Genomic DNA, 21,355 nt, shown 5'->3' with positions numbered 1-21,355 from the left:
AGCCAAGCGGCGCGTGTTCAGACAAGATTGCTCTGGTGGTGACTTTGCGACGCCGTGTTACTATGCCACAGGCCGGGCCGGGTTTCACGCCTTGATGAAAACCGATCGACTTTGGCCACGCGGCAGCCTTGGGGAAACGGGAATTGGACCACAACAAACCAGTGCCACATTCGGTCTGGCTCTGCCCGCAGATCGGGCAGGGGCCACCCCTAACGGAAGAGATCGCAGCTTATGCTCAGCGGTTTGGCACGGCCGTCTTTGAACCGCATGTGACGCTTTTGGGGGATCTGCGCACCGCCCCGCAGCTTACTGTTGCGGCCTGCCGGTCGCTGTCGGGGCGTTTGCCCAAGACAACGGCGTGCATCAGCCGCGTGTCGCAAACGGCGGATTTTTTCATGTCGCTGTTTCTGGATCTGGATATCACGGAGGCGGTGACATCGGCGCGGGCGGAACTGGCGTCAGCGCTCGGCATGGCGTTGCCGCAGCCTTTTCGGCCACATCTGAGCCTTGCCTATGGTCTGCCTGCGGGTGAACCGGGGCAACAGGCCCTGCAGGAATTGTCTGACCGCCTTGTCGGTCAGACCCTGACACTGCATGAGTTGAAAGTCGTCTTTTCCGCCAAGGAGATCGCCATCGAGGATTGGCGCGCCATTCATGTTGAGCATCTGAATTAGCGCGAGGCCTTTGGCGCAGGAACGTGGCGAAGTTTGAGCGTTTTGGTTGACAGTCACGTCTTTTGGGTCATTCTCTGCGCGGTGACTGGGATCGTTTCGTGGTGGCGTCCTGTCATGGAAACGTCACCATCTGATCATAAGAACCAAAGCTGTATGAAACAGTTTCAATTAGGGAGTATCCGATGAAATCTATCACCTTGCTTACTGCGGGATTCGCCACCTTTGCATCCGGCGCATGGGCACAGACAGAAATCCAGTTCTGGCACGCCATGGGCGGCCGTCTTGGCGAAGTCGTTGAAGAAGTTGCGGAAAAGTATAACGCCAGCCAAACGGATTATGTTCTCGTACCAACCTACAAGGGCGGGTATGAGGATACGATGACAGCCGGTATCGCGGCTTTCCGTGCCAGCCAGCAACCAAACCTCATTCAGATTTTTGACGCCGGGGCGGCAACCATCATCAATGCCCCCGGTGCCACGATCCCGGTCGCTGATTTGCTGGAGCAATACGAGGGCGGTTTCGACGCGAGCGATTATATCGAAGGCGTGCGCAACTTCTATGCTGACAGCGAAGGCAAGATGATCGGCATGCCGTTCAACTCCTCCACGCCGCTGCTGTATTACAACAAGGAAATCCTTGCCAAGGCCGGTATCGACACCCCACCCACCACATGGGAAGAGTTCGAAGCGATGGCACCTGCCATCAAGGAAGCCGGGTATCAGGCGCTGGCACAAAGCCACAGCCCTTGGATCTTTTCCGAGAACTTTCACAGCCGTCACAATCTGCAGCTGGCTACCGGCAACAACGGCTATGACAGCACGGATGTGAAAATCCTGTACAACAACGATGCGATGAAAACCCATTGGACCAAGGTCAAGGAATGGCTGGATGCCGGGTATTACGGGTTTTACGGACGGGGCTGGGGCGACAACCAGGACGCATTCGTGCAACAGAAAGTTGCCATGTGGCTTGGGTCGTCCGGTTCATTTGGCGGTTTGAAAGCCAGCGCCGAATTTGATTTCGGCACGACCTATCTGCCCTATTGGGAAGCCATCATTGACGAGCCCAAAGCCACCTTCATCGGCGGTGCGGCGCTCTTTGCGATGGCCGGCAAGAGCGATGAAGAGAATGAAGCGACCGCTGATTTCCTGAACTTCCTTGCCAGCCCCGAAGTGCAGTACTTCTGGCACAAGGAAACAGGCTATGTGCCGATCACCAATGCGGCCTATGAGCTGGCCAAATCGGATGGCTACTACGAGTCCACGCCAGATGCCGAGGTCGGTGTCCTGCAACTGAACCAGCCTGCGGGTGAATGGACCAAGGGCTACCGTCTGGGCTTTTACGTTCAGATTCGCGAAGCGATGTACAACGCCTATGAAGACATCTTTTCGGGAACAGCCACGGTTGATGAAGCCTTTGCAACCATGGAAGAAGAAGCCAACGCCCTGCTTGCCCGGTTCCACGCAACCGTCAACTAAGCGTTCGTAACGACAGGCCAGCGGGTGAGATCGCCCGCTGGCCCAATCATAAAAACCAAAGGGGTCGGAATGTATGAAGCGCGTTCAATTTGAGCACAGCGCCATTCCATATCTGTTTATTGCGCCGCAGATCATTATCATCAGCATCTTCTTTCTCTGGCCGTCCGCACAGGCGATTTACCAGTCGTTTCTGCTTGAGGACGCTTTCGGGCTGTCTTCGCAATTTGTCTGGTTCAAGAACTACAGCGACACGATCCTGAATGCCTCATGGCTACAGGCGGCGGGTTTCACGCTCGTTTTCTCGTCACTGGTGACGTTTCTGTCCCTTGCGCTGGCCTTGTTGCTGGCGGTCAAGGCAAACGAAGTGATCCATGGCGCAAGCACCTACAAAACGATGCTGATGTGGGCCTATGCCATTGCGCCCCCTGTCGCGGGGCTGATGGGCAACCTGATGTTCAACCCGATCATCGGGGATCTTTACAGCTTCATGAACGTCATCGGGTTTGATTTCGATCACAAGCTGGACCCTGTGGACGCCAGTTTCGTTGTCATCCTGATTTCGGTCTGGAAACAGATCAGCATCAACTTCATCTTTTTCCTTGCAGGTCTGCAGGGCATCCCGAAATCGGTGCAGGAAGCGGCCAAGATGGATTGCAACAGTTCCACCCGGCGGTTCTGGACGATCACCTTTCCGCTGCTCGCGCCGACGACCTTCTTTCTGGTGGTCATCAACATCACCTATGCTTTCTTTGAAACCTTCGGGATCATCGACACGACAACGCAGGGCGCACCCGGTGGCTCCACCGCGACGCTGGTTTACAAGGTCTATCAGGACGGTTTCCGCGGGGCAGATATTGGCGGGTCATCCGCGCAATCTGTTGTTTTGATGATCATGGTTCTGGCGCTCACCGTGGTGCAGTTCCGATATATCGAGCGAAAGGTGCATTACTGATGGACCGTACACCGATTTCCACCCACATCATCCTGATCATCGGTGCGCTTTTCATGACGCTGCCGGTCTGGGTCGCCTTTGCGACCTCGACCCATGCGCCCGAAACGATCCTGCGCGAGGGGCTGCAATTCTGGCCCGGGCCCCATCTGGTCGAGACCTACAACGAAGTGCTCTTTGTCGAAGGCGGCGTGATGAAACAGGTCACCGCCACGACAATGCTGCAAAACTCGATGATCCTGGGTATCGGCTTTGCCATCGGCAAGGTCATCATTTCGATGCTGGCAGCCTATGCGATCGTCTATTTCCGGTTTCGCCTCGGTGTGCCGCTGTTCTGGGTCATCTTCATGACGCTGCTGTTGCCGCTGGAGGTGCGGATCATCCCGTCCTATGAGGTCGTCGCGAATATGGGGCTGTTGGACACGCAGACGGGGCTGATCCTGCCGCTGATCGCCTCGGCGACGGGGACGTTCTTCTTCCGTCAGTTCTTCCGGTCTGTCCCGGATGAATTACTGGAGGCTGCGCGGCTGGATGGCGCCACGGCCTGGGGGTTCTTCAAGGACATTCTCGTCCCGCTCAGCCGCACGATGATCGCGGCGATCCTAATCATCATGTTCGTGGTGGGGTGGAACCAGTACCTCTGGCCGCTGATCATGACAACGAAAGAGGAAAACTACACGCTGGTGATCGGCATCAAGCAGATTTATCAGGTCCTCAATGAGGGGGGGGAGTTGCCTCAATTCCAAAAAGCATTTGCACTGACCATTCTGGCGACACTGCCACCGGTGTTGGTTGTGCTGATTTTCCAAAGATGGTTCGTGAAGGGCCTCGTCGAGAGTGAGAAATAATGGCTCAGGTTGAACTGAAACAAGTCCGCAAAACCTATCCCAATGGTGCCGAGGCGATCTTTGGCGTCGATATGAAAATTGACGATGGCGAATTGATCGTTTTCGTTGGACCATCGGGGTGTGGTAAATCCACCCTGCTGCGGATGGTGGCGGGGCTTGAGAGCATATCGTCGGGGGAGATCCTGATTGGGGATCGGGTCATAAACGATGTCTCCCCATCCGAACGTGACGTGGCGATGGTGTTCCAGAACTACGCGCTTTACCCGCATATGTCGGTGCGCGGAAACATGTCTTATGGGTTGAAAAACCGCAAGATGGACAAGGAGGAGATTGAACGGCGCATTACCGACGCTGCGACAATGCTCAAGATTGATCAGTTTCTGGACCGCCAGCCCAACCAGCTGTCGGGCGGGCAACGCCAGCGTGTGGCCATGGGGCGTGCGATTGTGCGCCACCCTCAGGTGTTCCTCTTTGATGAACCACTGTCAAACCTCGATGCAAAGCTGCGGGTTCAGATGCGGATCGAGATCAAGAAACTGCAACGGCGCATGAATGTGACCTCTATCTATGTGACCCACGATCAGACCGAAGCGATGACCCTCGCAGACCGGCTGGCCGTCATCAACGAGGGGCAGATCGAACAGATGGGCGCGCCGATGGAGCTTTATTCCAATCCGGCGACGCTTTTTGTGGCCTCTTTCATCGGGGCGCCGCAGATCAACCTGATCCCGGTGGCATTTGATGGCAGTGCGATTGTGAATGGTGATTTGCGCATCGGCGGTTTTTCCGATCTGCCCATGGGCGTGGATCTCAAGCTTGGCGTGCGTCCGGACGTCATGACCATCGACCCCGAAGGGCAGGTCATGATGAACGTTGACATTGTCGAACAACATGGCGGCGAAAACCTGATCTACGGGACCATTGACGGTGTGTTTTCGGGTGAGGGGGAGCCGCAGGAAGTCTGCCTCAAGGGGTCACAGACCCTGCTGCCCAACCCGGATGACAAACTGAGGCTGCGCTTTGATCCGGATGCGGCGTTTATCTTCCGCACGGACACGGGTGAGCGGCTTAAATGACCATCTGATGGTTTCCGGGACCAGCGCGCGGCGGACGGCTGTCGATCATCTTTTACTGATCACGGGAACAGGCTTAATGATCCTGCCCGTGTTCTTGTTGCTGATCGCATCGACGCACAGCAGCGGCGCGCTGAATATCGACGGTTTGCAGATCACACCGGGCGGCGATGCGCTGCAAAACTACAGCGACGTCATCAGCCTCAAGGCCGGGTTCACCGATCAGATCAGCGCGTTTGCCATGCTCCGGAACTCGCTGATCGTGGCGACGGGGCTGGCCAGCCTGACGACGGTGTTTTCGCTTTGCGCGGCTTATGCGCTGGTCTATTTCCGTCTGCCGCTGGCGGGTTTCATGTTCTGGCTGACGATGGCAACACTGCTCTTACCCTTGGAGAGCCGGTTCGTGACAACTTTTCAGGTGGCCGCAACACTGGGCTTGGTCAACACGCAGTTGGGTATGATCCTGCCGGCTCTTGCGCTGGCTTTGGGCACGCTGTTCTTTCGCCAATTGCTGCTGTCTTTTCCGAATGAATACCTTGAAGCGGCCAAGCTGGATGGCGCCGGGCCTGTGATGTTTTTCCGCGATTTCATCCTGCCGTTGGCACGGCGTCGCGGTGGGGCGATCTTCGTTGTTTCTTTCATGATCGGCTGGCACCAATACCTCTGGCCGTTGATGCTGAGCACGGATGAAACCACCTATACGGTCGTGCGTGGCATCCGCCTCATTGGTCTGGAGAGCGGCCCCGGCATGGCGCTGGCGGTGCTGACGCTTCTGCCACCGCTCATTCTGATCATCATTTTCCAGCGTTATTTTTTCCATGCCCTTGCCGACAGCAAGGACTCTTTCTAAAGCCTGATTACTGACCTATCACTGCGGTGACGCACTATTTGAGGACAAGCATATGGGCCTGACTGATCCCGAACGATTGTTTCCGATTGAGCCATCGGCAAGAGCCTTGGCGCGTGGCCTTTACGCCTCTGTTTGTGATCTGCCGATCATCAGCCCGCATGGCCATTGTGACCCGCGCTGGTTCGCCGAAAATCAACGGTTTGAAAACCCGGCGGCCCTGTTCGTGATCCCTGATCACTATGTGTTTCGCATGTTGATCAGTCAGGGCGTCGCGCCTGAGGATCTGGGCATACCGCGTGTTGACGGGGGCGAGGTCGAAACCGACCCGCGCAAGATATGGCGTTTGTTTGCGCAGCACTTCCATCTCTTTCGCGGCACGCCTTCGGCGATGTGGCTGAACCATTCCTTTGAGCATGTCTTTGATCTCACCACACCGCTGAGCGGCGAAACAGCGGATGCATGCTATGATCATATCGAGGCCAAGCTGCAAACGGATGCGTTCCGCCCTCGCGCGCTGTTCGAGCGTTTCAATGTTGAGGTGCTTGCCACCACCGAAGGGGCGCTGGACGATCTGCGCTGGCACCGCGAAATCCGGGACAGCGGCTGGTCGGGCCGGGTGGTGACCACCTACAGGCCGGACGCGGTGGTGGATCCGGCGTTTGAGGGCTTCGCGGAAAACGTCGCGCAGCTGGGGGCGCTGACCGGCGAGGACACAAGCACCTGGCAGGGGTATCTGAATGCACATGCGGCGCGTCGGGCGTTTTTCAAATCACTCGGCGCCACGGCCTCGGATCACGGTCATCCTTCGGCACGCACCGCCGATCTGCCACAGGCAGAGGCGGCTGCGCTGTTCCAAAAGGCGCTGAGCGGGCAGTGTTCCCCCGAGGAGCAAGATGTGTTTCGCGGCCATATGTTGACCGAAATGGCGCGGATGAGCCTTGAGGACGGGCTTGTGCTGCAAATCCATCCCGGGTCGCGCCGCAACCACAGTGCGCAGATGTTCGCGCGCTTTGGCCGGGACAAGGGGTTCGATATCCCCGGTCGCACGGATTACGTGCAGGATCTGCGCCCTCTGCTGGATGCGGTCGGCATGGAACCTGCGCTGAACATCATTCTGTTCACGCTGGATGAGACCACATACAGCCGCGAACTGGCACCACTCGCGGGGGCTTATCCGGCGCTGAAACTAGGGCCGCCCTGGTGGTTTTTTGACAGCTATGAGGGGATCAAGCGCTTCCGCGAAACCACGACCGAAACCTGCGGGTTTTACAACACGGCCGGGTTCAATGACGATACGCGTGCGTTCTGTTCCATTCCCGCACGTCACGATGTGGCGCGCCGCTCGGACTGTGCCTATCTGGCGACGCTGGTCAGGACGGGTCGGCTGACAGAGGCCGAAGCCTTGGATCTGGCCTATGATCTGACCTACCGTCTGGCAAAGGAGGCCTATCGGTTATGACCATGCCACCCCGCTTGCAACGCCAGAACAAAGCGCCAGGGATCGGCATGGTCCACCTTGGCCCGGGTGCGTTCTTCCGCGCGTTTAACGCCGTCTATACGGATGAGGCGATGGCCCTCAACGGGGGCGATTGGGGGATCCTTGCCGTCAGCCTGCAAAGCGCGCGCGCGCGGGAGGAACTTGCGCCGCAAGGCTGCGTTTACACATCCGTCTCGATGGGGCCGGAAGGGGAGGAAACGCGCCTTGTTAACGCGATTTCAGACGTGATGGTCGCCCCTCAAAATCCCGATGCTGTGCTGCGCGCCATGGCGCGGGCAGATGTCAAAATCGTCTCGCTCACCATCACGGAAAAAGGGTATTGTCGTGATCCCTCGACCGGCGGGCTGGATGTGCAACATCCGGACGTGCAGCATGATCTGAGCACCCCGGCCATGCCCAAAACCGCACCCGGCCTGATCGTTAAGGCGCTCGCACGGCGCAGGGCAGTCGATGAAAGACCCTTTAGCGTGCTGAGTTGTGACAACCTGCCAGACAACGGGGCCACAACACGGCGCATCATTCTGGAGTTTGCCCGCAAGCGCGACCCGGAACTGGCCGCATGGATCGCGCAGCAGGCCCGTTTTCCATCCACCATGGTGGATCGCATCACGCCTGCCACGACACCGGCGGATATCGACGCGCTGGCCCAGCGCAGCGGCTATCATGATGCGGCCCTCGTGCGTCATGAAGCGTTTCGCCAATGGGTGATCGAAGATGACTTTGTCGATGGTCTGCGACCGGCCTGGGACAAGGTGGGTGCGCAATTCGTCACTTCCGTTACCGCGCATGAAAAGATGAAGCTGCGATGCCTCAATGGCACCCATTCAACGCTGGCCTATCTCGGCTATCTCGCGGGCTACGAAACGATTGCCGAAACCGTGGCGGATGCCTCCTTTGCGGCGCTGTGTACCACGCTTTGGCATCGTGAAATCCTGCCGACCATTCCTGCGCCAGAAGGTGAGGATCTACAGGCCTATGTGGCCGCCTTGCTGGCGCGGTATCAAAACCCGGCCATTCGGCATCTGACATGGCAGATCGCGATGGATGGGTCGCAAAAACTGCCGCAGCGTATTCTGGGCACAATTGCCGATGGGTATGCGGCCGGGCGCGCACCGGACGGTCTCTGCCTCGCGGTGGCGGGATGGATGCGCTACGTGGGAGGCGTGGATGAAAACGGTGCGGCGATAGATGTGCGCGACCCGCTGGCGGCAAGGCTCAGGGCGGCCTCGGACAGTGCGCAGAGTGCTGCGGGCAAGGTCGATGCGCTTTTGGACATCCGTGACGTTTTTGACGAAGCGCTCGCGTCCAATCCGGATTTCAGGCGGGCGGTGCACGGTGCTTACGAAACGCTGGTATCCAAGGGGGCAGGGGGCGCCGTGGCGGATTACGTGGCGCGCGGCTCAGCTTGAGACACGCGGGACCAGCGCGCGGACGAGTTCTTTCATGTCCAGAATGCCGACGGGCACATCGTCCTGCATCACGCGGTAGGTAAGGGTCGTATCCCCCCCGGAAAGCGCGATCAACTGCTCCAGCGTGTCATGCGCGGCGACATCACCGGCAAAGGGCACATCGGCGAGCGGTTTCATCACCGAGCGGACACGCAGGACGCGGGCGCGGTTGATGTCGCTGACAAAGTCCTCGATGTAAGGATCGGCGGGATTGAGCAGGATGCCCTGCGGCTCCCCCTGTTGGATGACCGCGCCATCCTTGAGGATCACCAGATGATCCGCCAGTTTCAGCGCTTCATCAAGGTCGTGCGTGATGAAGACGACTGTCTTTTTCAGTTCAACCTGAAGTTCGAGCAGCAAATCCTGCATGTCCGTTCGGATCAGCGGATCCAGCGCTGAAAACGCCTCGTCCATCAGCATGATGTCTGTTCCGGCGGTCAGCGCGCGCGCGATGCCCACCCGTTGTTGCATGCCGCCCGAGAGCTGTGCGGGATAGCGATCTTCATACCCAGCCAAACCGACACGGGTGAGCCAGCGTTGCGCTTCCTGTTCCTGCGTCGCACGGTCCGCGCCCTGAACGGCCAGTGCGGTGGCTGCGTTCTGCAATACCGTCCGATGTGGCAGCAGGGCGAATTTCTGAAAGACCATCGCCATTTTCGTCTGGCGCAAGGCCCGCAAATCTTGCGCGCTTAGCTTGGTGACGTCCTGACCGTCCACGAGGATTTCACCCGCTGTCGGGTCGATCAGACGATTGAGATGTCGGATCAGCGTGCTTTTCCCCGACCCTGAGAGCCCCATCACGACCGTGATCTCACCGGCCTGCATATCGACGTTGATATCCTGCAACCCCAGCACATGCCCGTGATCGTTCAGCAGGCTTTCCTTGTTCAGACCGTTTTGCACCCGTTCCACCATCTGCTTGTCGCGCGGGCCGAAAATCTTGTAGACGCCGCGCAATCTGACTTTGGGTTCAGGCTTCATGCTTCGGGTCTCAATGTGCATTCTTGTTCTTGTCGATGCGCCCCAAGGCCGCCTTGGAGGCGCGGTCAAGGATGACGGCCAGCAAGACGATGCCAAAACCCGCGACAATCCCGACGCCAAGTTCCAGATTGCGGATGCCGCGCAGCACCAGCACCCCAAGGCCCGGGGCAGAGACAAGCGACGCAATCACCACCATCGCGAGGCTCATCATGATGGTCTGATTGACGCCCGCCATGATATTGGGAAGCGCCAGTGGCAACTGCACCCCCCAGAGTTTCTGGCGTTTTGTCATGCCAAAGGCGTCTGCGGCCTCGATCACATCCGGGTCGACCAGCCGGATGCCTAGGTCGGTCAGGCGGATTACCGGGACAATGGCGTAAAGGATGATCGCGATCCCGTAGAGCTTGGATTCCGTGACCGAAAACAAAAAGATCAGCGGGATGAGATAGACGAAGGTGGGCAGGGTCTGCAACAGGTCAAGGATGGGCACGATCATGCGTTGCAGGGTGTTGGAGCGTGACATGGCGATACCAATCGGCACGCCTAGGGCAACCGACAAACCGGTGCAGACAAAGATGATCGACAGGGTTTCCAACGCCACATCCAGATGGTCAATGAACCCCAGAAACAGGAAAGAGACGGCAACGAACAGGGTCACGCCGATGGATCGCGCCACATACCATGTCAGGGCCACAAGCAGGGGCACGATGATGAACCACGGCGTGGTGGTAAATAGCCACAAGGCGCCATCCAGCATCCATGAAAGCGGTTGCGTGATCGGGTCCAGCACCAGTTTGAGGCTTTCGCGGGCGGCCAGAAACGTATTCTCCACCCCGGCGGTCATATCGCGGGTCTGCGGGATCTGGGCGCAGGAGTCATGCAGCGTATCAAGGGAGGGGAAGGGGATACGCGCTATCGTCTGTTCCGTGTCACCCCCGCCCAATTGGCCGAGCAAAGCCTGCATCGACGTGGGCGCGGTTTCAACGCTTTGATCGCACCAGTCACGCAGTCCCAACCTATCAAACAGACCGTCGTAATACGCCATGCAAATCCCTTTTGATGTCCTGTGCAGCGCCCGTTCGTGAGGCGCTGCACGGTTGTTCGTACCGCTGCGGGGTTATTGCAGCAGGGCGCTCAGCCTGGCGCGGGCATCGTCGTTGAGCCATGCCGCCCAGGTGTCTTTGTAATTGGTGAGGAAATAGACTGCGGCCTCTTCGTTCGAGGCGTTGTTGGTTTCCTGCCATGCCAGAACTTCGCCCATCTGTGCGTTGGTAAAGCTCATCTTGGCAAGCATCTGCGCCACATCAGGTTCGCGCTCCGAGAAGTCTGTCGTTACGGCAGTTACCACATTCGACCTCGGGTAGGCAGACAGGCCGGGTGTGGCGCAATCCTCAAGGCCGTTACAGGTGTGTGTGGCCTCATCATAGGGGGGCATTTCAACTTGCACCATCGGGTATTTGCCCAGTACGGAGGTGGGTGCCCAGTAATATCCGAACCACGGCTCCTGCGCTTCATAGGCGGCGGCGATTGCAGTGGCGAGCGTCTCACCAGAGCCGTGCTGGAAGCGTTCGACGCCGGCTTCGGCCAGACCGGACGCCTTGAAATTGTTGTTGTTCGTGATGTCACAGCCCCAGCCTGACGGGCAGTCATGAAACAGCCCCCCGACGAGGTCAGGGTTGGCCTTGATCCCCTCCAGCGTCGTCAGTTCGGGATGTGCATCCGCAAGGTATTGCGGGATCCACCACGCCTCGACACCGCCATCCGAGAGCACCTTGGACAGTTCGACCAGTTTCCCGTCGGCCACCAGCTCTTCGTAGACTTCGGTGTAGCTTGTCCATAGTTCGGTGAGAATATCGGGCTGACCGGTTTCTGCGACCGATGTCATGGCCGGGACAGTCGTTGTGGGCACGACGGTGACATCGCAGCTATAGCCTTGCGTCATCAGGAAGCTCGCGACCGAGGTAACAACAGATGCAGATGCCCAGTCCATTTCCGTGATCGAAACGGACCCGCAGTCGGCATAGGCGGCCCCTGCTGTCAAACCCGCTGAAAGGCACAACCCGGCTGTGAATGTCTTGAATTTCATCGATATCTCCCGTTTGTATGATCAAAGCGCCTCTTTTTTGGGCGCTGATCAGTTTATTTTCTGCTTCAGCCAATCGCCCGCCACGCTGATCATGCCGATGGAACGTCGTTTCCCTCGGCGGGGGGCAAAAAAACACACCTGAATGAGTAGGTAGCTGCGTCAGCATGGTCAAGTATGGAACGCCGCACCGCGCCGGCCTGCGCCTTTTGCCCGGTCGGTGATGGTTGTTTGGGCACGTATCGTCAAACGGTTGCGCAGGCTTGACAGAAAGCCACGCATGACGGAACGATTGCGCGCAGCATATTAGGGATATTTTAGATGGCTATTGGACTTGTCTTGGGGGGCGGTGCACCCAACCTTCCGTTGATGTCGGGCGCGCTTTTGGCGCTGGATGACGCGGGCATTGAATTCGAAGTGGTTTCGACGACCGGCGCAGGCATGCTGATCGGATTGATGTATGCCGCGCCGCGCAACGGCACGCGCAAGGAGACGTTGCAGGCGACCCGTGAAATGGGGGTACACGACAGCATCTACAATGTGTTCCCGGTCAATTACAAAATCTTTCACAAGGCCGGCCCCATGGCCGAAGTCTATACCAAATTTCACCAGACATGGCTCGCGGCGATGCCCCGCGAGAACGAAGCGCAGCGTTTCATGTCGGATATCACGCAATTCTGGGTCGCGGCCTTCTGCCCCAGCGATTTAAATCCCAAGCAAAACGGAATGTGCCAGCCGCCACCATGGATTGATCTGGTGGTGGATTTCGACAAGCTGCGCGACTTTGATGGCGAGTTTCTGATGTCGGCCTATTGCATTGAGGACGAAGCAGAGGTGAGCTTTTCCAAGGAGGAAATCACCTCCGATCATTTCAAGGCGGCCCTCGCGATGCCCTTGATTTATGCCCCCTACAAGATGGACGGCAAGACATATCTTGAGGGATCGGCCTTTGACACGCTGGCCTTCAGTCCGGGCAATGTGATGAGCCGCAATCTGGTCGATACGGTCATCTATTTCGACATCCTCGGCCAGCGAAAGCTGATCGCCGAGCCGGAAAACCTCTATGATGCCTGGGTGCATTCCATCATCAACCCGTTGACGCGCATCGCTGAGATGGATTCGGCAAACTATGAAAGCACGGGCGCGCAGCTTGAAGGTGTCGATGTTTTGCGCATGCCGTTTCGCGACAACATCTCGGATGAACAATGGCCCAAGGTTCTGGACTGGTCCTATTCGAACATGTCCACCCTGTTTGACATCGGTTATAAAACCGGGACCGAATTTGCGCAGAAGCATAAGGCCAAGCTCAAGGCGACCAACGATAAAACTCCCAAGAAGACGATTGAGACGATCGCGCAGAAGGGCATGGACAAGGAGATGATGGACGTCGTCAAAACGGCCACCAAGAGCGCGGCCCCGACCAAAGGGGCGGTGCTGAAAAAGGAATTCGAGAAACTGGCCAAGGCCAAGGGCAAGGAAAACGACAAGGATCTGATCACCGCCTTTGCCTATGCGGCGCAGATGTTCGAACAATCCTACGGGCCGGAAAAAAGCGCCAAAAAACAATCGACGGCAAGCAAAGACAAATAGAGCGCGCTTTGCTACCCTAAGGGATATAGGGGAAAACCGTTGAGTATAAAAAGGCGCAGCCAAGTGCCGACAGGGGAACGGACGCATGAGTATTGAATGTCTGAATTGCGACACCGCAAATCGTGCGGGACGGCGTTTTTGCAGCAGTTGCGGAGCGGCGCTTCCGGTTGCCTGTGCGTCATGCGGTTTTTCGAATGAGCCGGAGGATGCGTTTTGTGGCGGCTGCGGGGTCGCGATCTCGCACAGCAAATCCGCGCCCGTTCCGGCACCCCGGCCAGCCCCGGCTGATCCGGCAAAACCATACGCCTTCGAAGGGGACCGCCGCCAGCTTACGGTGATGTTCTGTGATCTTGTCGGCTCGACTGTGATCTCCGAGCAGTTGGACCCCGAAGAGATGACCGGCTTGCTGACAGCCTACCGGGTGGCCTGTGCCGAGGTGGTCGAACAATTCGGCGGTTTCATCGGGAATTTCATGGGCGACGGGCTGCTGATCTATTTCGGATACCCACAGGCGCATGAAGACGATCCGCAACGGGCGATCCGCGCAGGTCTTGCGATTATCTCGGCGGTTGAGGCGCTGAACAAGGATTTCTCCGCACCGGACGTCTGCCTGAATGTGCGCATCGGCGTGAACACGGGTCTTGTTGTTGCGGCAGATATCGGCGCGGGCGAGCAGCGCGAAAAGATGGCGATCGTGGGGGATACGCCCAACATCGCCGCGCGGCTGCAGTCTCTTGCGGAGCCGGGCACGGTTGTCATCGGCCGGCGGACCCATCGTCTGGTTGAAGGGCTGTTTATCTGCGAGCCGTTGGGTGCGCAGACCCTCAAAGGCATTTCTGACCCGATCGAAGTGTTCCGGGTGTGCGAAAGCACCGAGGCGCGCAGCAGTTTTGAAGCTAAACTGCAACGTGGCCTGACCCCCATGGCGGGGCGCAAGGAGGAACTGAGCCTCCTCGTAAACAGATGGGATCAGGCCAAGGGCGGGGATGGGCAGATCGTGCTTGTGTCCGGTGAACCCGGTGTTGGCAAGTCACGCGTCCTGCAGCATTTCCAGACCCAGGTTCTGGCGCAGAATTGCACGGCGATCAGTTTCGTATGTTCGAGTTATCGGCAAGACACGCCGTTTCACCCGCTGATTGATTTCTTTGAACGTACCCTGCAGGCGGAGGCGGACAACACGCCATCGGCCATGCTCGACAAGCTTGATGCCTATCTGTCCGGGCTTGGGTTTGATGTGGCGGAATACGGCTCCTTGCTGGCCGCGATGCTGAGTTTGCCCGCCGCAGGGCGCTACAACGCACCGGTTCTGACGCTGGAAGATCAGAAAAAACAAACACTCAAGGCGCTTGTGTCGATCATTCAGGCGCTGTCCGATCAGACCCCCTTGCTGATCTTGGTGGAAGACTTGCAGTGGGCCGACCATTCGACCCGCGAGTTTCTGGGGCTTCTGGTCGAGCATGTGCGCACATCGCGCATTCTCGTTGTGCCTGCGTTCCGCGCTGATTTCGACCCCCCCTGGAGCAAGCAGCCGCATTTGACGATGCTGCGTCTGCGCCACCTCAGCCGACCTGAAAGCATCGAGTTGATCGAGGGGGTGACCGGGGGGCGACCGCTGCCCGATGAGGTGCTGGATCATATCTGGTCCAAGACGGATGGCGTGCCGCTGTTTATCGAGGAGTTGACCAAGCTGGTGCTTGAGATGGACCTGCTGAAGCTTGTGAACGGGCGCTACGAGTTGACCGGGCCGCTCGGCGCGACGGCCATTCCGGATTCGTTGCAGGATTCCCTGATGGCCCGGCTCGACCACCTTGGATCGGCGAAAGAGGCAGCACAGCTTGCCTCGGTGCTGGGGCGCACCTTTGGGCACGCGCTGCTGCTGGCTGTTACCCAGAAGAGCGAGGATGCATTGGATGGCGCCCTGACGCGCCTTGTGGATGCGGAACTGCTCTACCGGCGCGGGTTGGCCCCCGAGGTCGTCTATGAGTTCAAACATGCGCTGATCAAGGATGCGGCCTATCAAGGCCTGCTGCACAGCAAGCGGCGCCAGCTTCATCTGGACATCGCGGAGATTCTGGAGCAACGCTTCCCGCAGGTCAGCGAGCGCAGCCCGGAAGTTTTGTCCTATCACTACAAGGCGGCGGGGGACGTGGAAAAGGCGATCCCCTTCAGTTTTCACGCCGGGGATGCGGCCGCGGCGCGATATGCTTCCACCGAAGCATCCGCGCATTACCAGTCTGCGCTGGACATGGCCAAATCCGTGCCCTCCGATGAAGCTTCCGCAAAGCTGCAAATCCGTGCGATCCTGAAGCTTGCCAATGTCGCCTCATCGCGCGACCAGTTCGAACGCAACCTCGGCAATCTTGGCATGGCGCGCGCGCTTGCCGAAAAAATCGATCACAAGATTCGCCTGTGTCAGATTCAATACTGGACGGGGCGCACATATTACGTGCTGGGCCGGTTTGCGCTGGCCGCGGATCTGGCGCGCCAGGCGCTGGAACTGGCCGAAAAGCTGGGGGATAGCGACGAACGGATGAAGACCGGGCCGGTGAACCTGCTGGCCCGGGTGCACTGCCTGCTTGGCGAACCTGTCGCGGCGATCAACTATGCCTCGCAAAGCGTGCGCCAGATGCATGATGTGGGTGATCACATCGAAGAGGCTGCCGTAGCGGGCGTGCTCGCCTTTGCGCTGGCGCAACATGGGGAGTACCAAAAGGCGATGGATGCGGCCAATCACGGTGTTGAACTGGCCCATGAACTTGGACATCTGCCGACCGAAGCCGCCTGTCTGATGTTTCGCGGGCTTGTCAACGGGTGGTTCGGGCGTCTGTCTGATGCGACGCCCGATTTCGAACAAAGCCTGTATATCTGCGAGCAGTCCGGTGATGTGTTCCGCAAATACCTGACGTTGGGATGGCGTGGGGAGGCCTGTCTTGTCGCCGGAGAGATCGTCGCAGCGCGCAACCATCTTGAGCAATGCCTTGAGCTTGGCAGCACGCTCGGGACATCCTTTCACCGTGGTGCTTTCGAGGCGTTTCTGGCCAAGGCCCTGTTGTCCAAGGGGGATACGAATACAGCCCTGCGGCTGAGCGAGGCGGCGGTCGTGACAGCGACGGAAAGTGGTGAAACCTGGCCGCGCTCCATCGCCTTGCGCGTGGCCACCGAGGTGCAGATCGCAAGCAGTGCGCCGGATATTTCTGCCGCGCAGGCGTCGATTGCCTCGGCCATTCAGATTCAGACCGAACGACAGTGCAAATGCGATCTGGCATGGTCCAATCTGGTCAACGGGCACGTCCTCGCTGCCAAGGGCGACCATCAGGACGCAGCCGAGGCCTATGCCGTCACACAGCGCATGTTCGAGGACCTGAACATCGACCGTGGGGTTGAACTGGCCAAAACGGCGCTGGTTGCACTGAAAGGTGTGGGGGCCACCGCCCATTGATGCGTTGGCCTGCTCAAAGCGCTGTTTTCAGAACCTGCCATGCATGGACAATCGCCTCGAATCCCAGCAGGGTCTGCGCGGCAAAAACCGCCTGAAGCCCGAACTGAGGATCAAAAGATGGATCGTGCTGGGATCGTTCACGAGACCTTTCTGAAACGCGTCGCAGCGCATGATTTCCCGCAAGGACCCGCCGCGCGGCGCGATGTGTCACCGGAAAAGATGGTCGAGATTTTCCGCGCGCAATGCCTGTCGCGCCAGCTCGACAGGACCAGCCGCGCGATGCAAAAGGCCGGGCAGGGGTATTACACCATCGGCTCCAGCGGGCACGAGGGCATGGCGGCGGTTGCTGAAAGCCTGCGCCCCACGGACATGGCTTTTCTGCACTACCGTGACGCCGCTTTTCAGATCCAGCGCGCGGCACAGGTGCCGGGGCAGACACCCGCATGGGACATCCTGCTGAGCTTTGCCGCATCGCGCGATGATCCGATCTCTGGCGGGCGGCACAAGGTCTTGGGCTCCAAGACGCTCAACATCCCGCCGCAGACCTCGACGATTGCAAGCCACCTGCCCAAGGCGATGGGGGTCGCCTATTCGATTGGTCTGGCGCGTCGTCTGAAACCTGACCATTCCACGCTGCCCTATGATGCGGTGGTCATGTGTTCATTTGGCGATGCATCGGCCAATCATTCCACGGCGCAGGGCGCAATCAACGCCGCCTGCTGGAGCAGTTATCAATCCGTACCCATGCCGCTGCTGCTGGTCTGCGAAGACAATGGCATCGGCATTTCCACCCCAACACCCGAGGGGTGGATCGCGGCCAATTTTGCGCACCGTCCGGGCCTGCGCTATTTCGCCTGCAATGGTCTGGATATGACCGAGACCCTCGCTGTTGCGGGGGCTGCGGCGGCATATGTGCGGCGCCACCGCAAGCCTGCGTTTCTGCATCTGCGCACCGTGCGTCTTTATGGGCACGCCGGGTCAGATGTGGAGGCGACCTATCGCAGCCCGCAGGCGATTGCGGCGGATGAAGCCAATGACCCCCTGTTGCACAGCGTCCGCCTGATGCACGAGCGCGCGGCCTGCGCACCGCAAGACGCGCTCGCCATCTATAATGAGGCAGACGCCGCCTGCACACGTATCGCGGCGCAAGCGGTGACGCGGCCGCGCCTGAAAACCCGCGAAGACGTCGCCGCCAGCCTGATCCCGCCCGCGCGGCAGGTCGTGCCAAGCAACGGGCCGGATGCCAGCGAACGCCAGACATTGTTTGGCAGCGACATGCGCGCCATGACAGAGCCGCAGCCCATGGGGCGGCTGATCAGCTGGGCGCTTGCGGATCTGATGCATGCACATAAGGAAATCATCGTCGCGGGAGAGGACGTCGGGCGCAAGGGCGGCGTTTACGGTGCGACGCAAAAGCTGCAAGCGCGATTTGGCCCGGATCGGGTCATTGATACGCTGCTGGACGAACAGTCCATTCTGGGCCTCGCATTGGGGCTGGCGCATAACGGTTTCATCCCGATCCCGGAAATCCAGTTCCTTGCCTATCTGCACAATGCAGAGGATCAACTGCGCGGTGAGGCAGCGACGCTCAGCTTCTTTTCAAATGGGCAGTTTACCAACCCGATGGTGCTGCGGATCGCGGGGCTTGGGTATCAAAAAGGCTTTGGAGGGCATTTCCACAACGACAACAGCCTTGCCGTTCTGCGCGACATTCCGGGGCTTGTGATCGCATGTCCGTCCAATGGGGCGGATGCCGCGATGATGCTGCGCGAGGCGGTGCGGCTGGCGCGCGAAGAACAGCGCGTGGTGGTCTTTATCGAGCCGATCGCACTTTACCCGATGCGCGACCTGCACGTGGCGGGTGACGGCGGATGGCTGCACCACTACCCGGCACCGGATCAGCGGATCGCCCTTGGCGATGTGGGCGTGGCGGGGGATGGCACGGATATCGCGCTGGTTTCCTATGGCAACGGGCGGTATCTGTCTGAACAGGCAGCCGCAATATTGGTAGATCAAGGCATTGCGGCCCGGGTCGTGGACATCCGCTGGCTGGCCCCGCAGCCCGATGCGGCGATCCTTGCGGCCACGCAGGATTGTGCGTCGGTGCTTATCGTTGATGAGTGCCGCCGCACGGGCAGTCAGTCCGAGGCCTTGCTGAGCCTCTTTGCCGAATCGGGGCGGACCCGGGTGGCGCGGCTCACAGCAGAGGATTGTTTTATCGCAACCGGGCCTGCCTATGCGGCGACGCTGCCTTCGGTCGAGGGGATCGTGTCTGCGGCACTCGAACTGGCGCAGGGTGCATCATGAGCAAAACCGCCGTTGTGATTTGCCCCGGTCGCGGCACCTATACGAAATCCGAACTGGGATACCTTGCGCGCCATCACGGTGACGCCATGGCGCACCTCGCGGCCTTTGACCGCGAAAGGGCCGCGCTCGGTCAGCAGACGCTGGCTGATCTCGATGGTGCCGCGCGCTATCAGACGGCCGTTCACACGCGGGGTGACAATGCCTCGGCGCTGATCTATGCCGCATCGTTTCTCGACGCGCAGAAGATACCGGAGCAGATCGAAGTGGTCGGTGTGACCGGCAATTCGATGGGGTGGTATTCGGCGCTTGCTGTTTCCGGGGCGGCGACCCCTGAAAATGCCTTCAGGATCGTCAACACCATGGGCACGCTGATGCAGGACAGCATGATCGGCGGGCAAAGCCTTTATCCATTTGTGGATGAGAACTGGCGGCAGATACCGGGATTGCGGGACAGATTGCTGGCGCAGGTCGCAGAGATCGACCATCGTCCCGATCACCGCCTTGCGGTCTCCATCCATCTGGGCGGCATGCTGGTCGTCGCGGGGAATGACGCCGGTCTGTCCGCGTTTGAACAAAGTGTTACACCGGTGCAGGGGCGCTTTCCGATGCGGCTTGCAAACCACGCCGCCTTTCACACCGCCCTGCAGGAACCTGTCGCGGCGCAGGGGCGTGCTGTTCTCGGCGCGGCACTGTTCCAGCCGCCGCGGCGTCCCCTGATCGACGGGCGCGGGGCCGTGTGGTATCCCAAGGCCTGCACGATTGAAGCCCTGCGCGCCTATACCCTCGGCCATCAGGTGGTTGCCCCTTACGATTTCACCAGTGCCATCACGGTTGCCGCGCGCACATTCGCGCCGGATTTGTTCATCATTACAGGTCCGGGCACCACGCTCGGCGGGGCGGTTGCGCAGGCGCTGATCTCGATCGAGTGGCAGGGGATGACGAGCAAGGAAGACTTCCAGAGCCGCCAGCGCAGCGCCCCGGTGCTTCTGTCCATGGGACTGGATGCGGATCGTGCGCGCCTGATGTGCGCGGATTTTTGAAACGCTGCTAGGTCGTACAGACCTGACATGTGTCACGCTTTGCCAGCGAAATGGCGCAGTCCGTGCGGCGGATCTGGTGGTCTTCCTGCACAATGGACTGGGCCAGCTGCTCCCCGGCGATTTCACCGATGGCGCGCGCGGGCAGGCTGATGGTGGTCAGCGCCGGTTCCATTTCCTTCGACCCTTTGAAATCGCCGATGCCGATGATCGACAAATCCTCTGGCACCCCGAGATCGAGGCGGCGTGCTGCATGAATCGCCCCCACGGCCAGAACGTCATTGCCGCATAAAATGGCCGTTGGGCGCCGGTCTGCGCGCAGCAGGTTGATCACCGCCTCTTTGCCATCGGCAATGCTGTAGCGCGCCTGCTGTGTCCAGGCGGGGGGCAGGTCGCAGCAGTGTCGGGACAAAACGGACATCGCCCCGTCATGTCTGGCGCGCGCCCGGTCGTTACCCGCAACAGGAGGAAAAACCACCGCGATTTCGCGATGTCCCAGATCAATGAGATGCTGTGCGGCCAAACGGCCCGCCTGCCAGTTGTCCGCCCCCACACAAGAGAGCCGCGAGGCCGCGTCATAGTTCCATATGGTGATGGCCGGAATGGCCTGACTGTCAATCAGCTGATAGGTTTCTTCGCTGTGATCCAGCCCGATCAGCGCCACGCCATCCACGCGGTGTTCCAGAAACTTGCGCAGCACCGCATATTCGCGTTCGAGGTCATAGCCATGCGAGGCCACAAGGATTGTAAACCCATGCGCATCCACGCTTTCGGAAAAGGCCTGTATCACTTCTGCGAAAATCACATTGTCGATGGTCGGCAGCACAAGCCCGATCGTACCACTGCGAATGCCATGCATGGTTTGCGCGGCCCGGTTGCGGATATAGCCCAGTTTGCGCACCGCGCGGTCGATCTTTTTGCGAGTCGCAGGGTTCACCAACTCGGGGTGATTGAAACTGCGGGACACGGTGGAAATTGAGACCTTCGCGGCATTTGCAACAGCAACGATATCGGCATTTTTCGTATTTTTATCAGCCATATAGAACACCCGAACGTCACGGTTTATGAAAACATTTGCAATACTATTTTCATCCCCTAAC

The 21,355-nt window shown here is 59.1% G+C and carries 16 protein-coding genes; 12 read left to right on the top strand and 4 right to left on the bottom strand.

The window, feature by feature from the left end; translation table 11 throughout:
- Window positions 1-143 precede the first annotated feature (143 nt).
- The 8 genes from RD1_RS20450 to RD1_RS13500 all read left to right on the top strand — a co-directional run bounded on the left by RD1_RS20450 (window position 144) and on the right by RD1_RS13500 (window position 8,779).
- Window positions 144-674 (top strand): 2'-5' RNA ligase family protein, encoded by a 531-nt coding sequence (locus tag RD1_RS20450; protein ID WP_011569078.1) that lies wholly within the window; start codon window positions 144-146, stop codon window positions 672-674.
- Between the two features lie 182 nt (window positions 675-856).
- Entirely contained in the window at window positions 857-2,152 is a 1,296-nt protein-coding gene (locus RD1_RS13530; RefSeq protein WP_011569077.1) for an extracellular solute-binding protein, read from the top strand.
- A gap of 73 nt (window positions 2,153-2,225) precedes the next feature.
- Complete coding sequence (locus tag RD1_RS13525; RefSeq protein ID WP_011569076.1) at window positions 2,226-3,104, top strand: ABC transporter permease subunit; 879 nt, start codon at window positions 2,226-2,228, stop codon at window positions 3,102-3,104.
- Window positions 3,104-3,949 (top strand): ABC transporter permease subunit, encoded by an 846-nt coding sequence (locus tag RD1_RS13520; protein WP_011569075.1) that lies wholly within the window; start codon window positions 3,104-3,106, stop codon window positions 3,947-3,949. The genes RD1_RS13525 and RD1_RS13520 overlap by 1 nt, the downstream gene beginning before the upstream one ends.
- A complete protein-coding gene (locus RD1_RS13515; RefSeq protein WP_011569074.1) occupies window positions 3,949-5,025 on the top strand; it encodes a sn-glycerol-3-phosphate import ATP-binding protein UgpC in 1,077 nt (358 codons plus the stop codon). Before RD1_RS13520 ends, RD1_RS13515 begins: the two co-directional genes overlap by 1 nt.
- A 76-nt stretch (window positions 5,026-5,101) precedes the next feature.
- Window positions 5,102-5,872 (top strand): ABC transporter permease subunit, encoded by a 771-nt coding sequence (locus RD1_RS13510; RefSeq protein ID WP_245897288.1) that lies wholly within the window; start codon window positions 5,102-5,104, stop codon window positions 5,870-5,872.
- A gap of 52 nt (window positions 5,873-5,924) precedes the next feature.
- A complete protein-coding gene (gene uxaC / locus RD1_RS13505) occupies window positions 5,925-7,331 on the top strand; it encodes a glucuronate isomerase (protein WP_011569072.1) in 1,407 nt (468 codons plus the stop codon).
- Window positions 7,328-8,779, top strand: a complete 1,452-nt coding sequence (locus RD1_RS13500) for a mannitol dehydrogenase family protein (protein WP_011569071.1) — start codon at window positions 7,328-7,330, stop codon at window positions 8,777-8,779. Before uxaC ends, RD1_RS13500 begins: the two co-directional genes overlap by 4 nt.
- Here the strand turns inward: RD1_RS13500 and RD1_RS13495 are convergent.
- The 3 genes from RD1_RS13495 to RD1_RS13485 all read right to left on the bottom strand — a co-directional run bounded on the left by RD1_RS13495 (window position 8,771) and on the right by RD1_RS13485 (window position 11,885).
- A complete protein-coding gene (locus RD1_RS13495; RefSeq protein ID WP_011569070.1) occupies window positions 8,771-9,799 on the bottom strand; it encodes a quaternary amine ABC transporter ATP-binding protein in 1,029 nt (342 codons plus the stop codon). The two genes, RD1_RS13500 and RD1_RS13495, sit on opposite strands and share 9 nt — an antisense overlap.
- 10 nt (window positions 9,800-9,809) lie before the next feature.
- Window positions 9,810-10,844 carry an ABC transporter permease gene (locus RD1_RS13490; protein ID WP_011569069.1) on the bottom strand — a complete coding sequence of 345 codons (1,035 nt, stop codon included), beginning with the start codon at window positions 10,842-10,844 and terminating at the stop codon, window positions 9,810-9,812.
- Window positions 10,845-10,916: 72 nt separating this feature from the next.
- On the bottom strand, window positions 10,917-11,885 hold the full coding sequence (locus RD1_RS13485) for a glycine betaine ABC transporter substrate-binding protein (RefSeq protein ID WP_011569068.1): 969 nt from the start codon (window positions 11,883-11,885) through the stop codon (window positions 10,917-10,919).
- Between the two features lie 318 nt (window positions 11,886-12,203).
- Between RD1_RS13485 and RD1_RS13480 the strand changes: the two genes are divergently transcribed.
- The 4 genes from RD1_RS13480 (at window position 12,204) to RD1_RS13465 (ending at window position 20,258) form a co-directional block, all read left to right on the top strand.
- Window positions 12,204-13,472 (top strand): patatin-like phospholipase family protein, encoded by a 1,269-nt coding sequence (locus tag RD1_RS13480; protein WP_011569066.1) that lies wholly within the window; start codon window positions 12,204-12,206, stop codon window positions 13,470-13,472.
- Between the two features lie 85 nt (window positions 13,473-13,557).
- Window positions 13,558-16,911, top strand: coding sequence for an adenylate/guanylate cyclase domain-containing protein (locus RD1_RS13475; protein WP_011569065.1), 3,354 nt, complete (start codon window positions 13,558-13,560; stop codon window positions 16,909-16,911).
- Between the two features lie 117 nt (window positions 16,912-17,028).
- The gene (locus RD1_RS13470; RefSeq protein ID WP_011569064.1) at window positions 17,029-19,218 is read left to right on the top strand and encodes a thiamine pyrophosphate-dependent enzyme; all 2,190 of its coding nucleotides are present in this window, start codon (window positions 17,029-17,031) and stop codon (window positions 19,216-19,218) included.
- On the top strand, window positions 19,215-20,258 hold the full coding sequence (locus tag RD1_RS13465) for an acyl carrier protein (protein WP_011569063.1): 1,044 nt from the start codon (window positions 19,215-19,217) through the stop codon (window positions 20,256-20,258). Before RD1_RS13470 ends, RD1_RS13465 begins: the two co-directional genes overlap by 4 nt.
- A gap of 7 nt (window positions 20,259-20,265) precedes the next feature.
- Here RD1_RS13465 and RD1_RS13460 read toward each other — a convergent pair whose 3' ends face one another.
- Window positions 20,266-21,294 carry a LacI family DNA-binding transcriptional regulator gene (locus RD1_RS13460; protein ID WP_044033145.1) on the bottom strand — a complete coding sequence of 343 codons (1,029 nt, stop codon included), beginning with the start codon at window positions 21,292-21,294 and terminating at the stop codon, window positions 20,266-20,268.
- Window positions 21,295-21,355: the final 61 nt, after the last annotated feature.

The sequence above is a fragment of the Roseobacter denitrificans OCh 114 genome (assembly GCF_000014045.1).
Taxonomy (GTDB): Bacteria; Pseudomonadota; Alphaproteobacteria; order Rhodobacterales; family Rhodobacteraceae; genus Roseobacter; species Roseobacter denitrificans.
The sequence above is the reverse complement of the archived record's forward strand: the minus strand, read 5'-3'. Positions and strand labels throughout refer to the sequence as shown.

What these genes read in the sequence shown, in the direction of transcription:
- RD1_RS13480 (WP_011569066.1), top strand. Translation starts at nt 12,204, where the DNA reads ATGGCTATTGGACTTGTCTTGGGGGGCGGTGCACCCAACCTTCCGTTG.
- RD1_RS13500 (WP_011569071.1), top strand. Translation starts at nt 7,328, where the DNA reads ATGACCATGCCACCCCGCTTGCAACGCCAGAACAAAGCGCCAGGGATC.
- RD1_RS13520 (WP_011569075.1), top strand. Translation starts at nt 3,104, where the DNA reads ATGGACCGTACACCGATTTCCACCCACATCATCCTGATCATCGGTGCG.
- RD1_RS13515 (WP_011569074.1), top strand. Translation starts at nt 3,949, where the DNA reads ATGGCTCAGGTTGAACTGAAACAAGTCCGCAAAACCTATCCCAATGGT.
- RD1_RS13475 (WP_011569065.1), top strand. Translation starts at nt 13,558, where the DNA reads ATGAGTATTGAATGTCTGAATTGCGACACCGCAAATCGTGCGGGACGG.
- uxaC (WP_011569072.1), top strand. Translation starts at nt 5,925, where the DNA reads ATGGGCCTGACTGATCCCGAACGATTGTTTCCGATTGAGCCATCGGCA.
- RD1_RS13460 (WP_044033145.1), bottom strand. Translation starts at nt 21,294, where the DNA reads ATGGCTGATAAAAATACGAAAAATGCCGATATCGTTGCTGTTGCAAAT.
- RD1_RS13490 (WP_011569069.1), bottom strand. Translation starts at nt 10,844, where the DNA reads ATGGCGTATTACGACGGTCTGTTTGATAGGTTGGGACTGCGTGACTGG.
- RD1_RS13525 (WP_011569076.1), top strand. Translation starts at nt 2,226, where the DNA reads ATGAAGCGCGTTCAATTTGAGCACAGCGCCATTCCATATCTGTTTATT.
- RD1_RS13485 (WP_011569068.1), bottom strand. Translation starts at nt 11,885, where the DNA reads ATGAAATTCAAGACATTCACAGCCGGGTTGTGCCTTTCAGCGGGTTTG.
- RD1_RS13495 (WP_011569070.1), bottom strand. Translation starts at nt 9,799, where the DNA reads ATGAAGCCTGAACCCAAAGTCAGATTGCGCGGCGTCTACAAGATTTTC.
- RD1_RS13465 (WP_011569063.1), top strand. Translation starts at nt 19,215, where the DNA reads ATGAGCAAAACCGCCGTTGTGATTTGCCCCGGTCGCGGCACCTATACG.
- RD1_RS13470 (WP_011569064.1), top strand. Translation starts at nt 17,029, where the DNA reads ATGGATCGTGCTGGGATCGTTCACGAGACCTTTCTGAAACGCGTCGCA.
- RD1_RS13530 (WP_011569077.1), top strand. Translation starts at nt 857, where the DNA reads ATGAAATCTATCACCTTGCTTACTGCGGGATTCGCCACCTTTGCATCC.
- RD1_RS13510 (WP_245897288.1), top strand. Translation starts at nt 5,102, where the DNA reads ATGATCCTGCCCGTGTTCTTGTTGCTGATCGCATCGACGCACAGCAGC.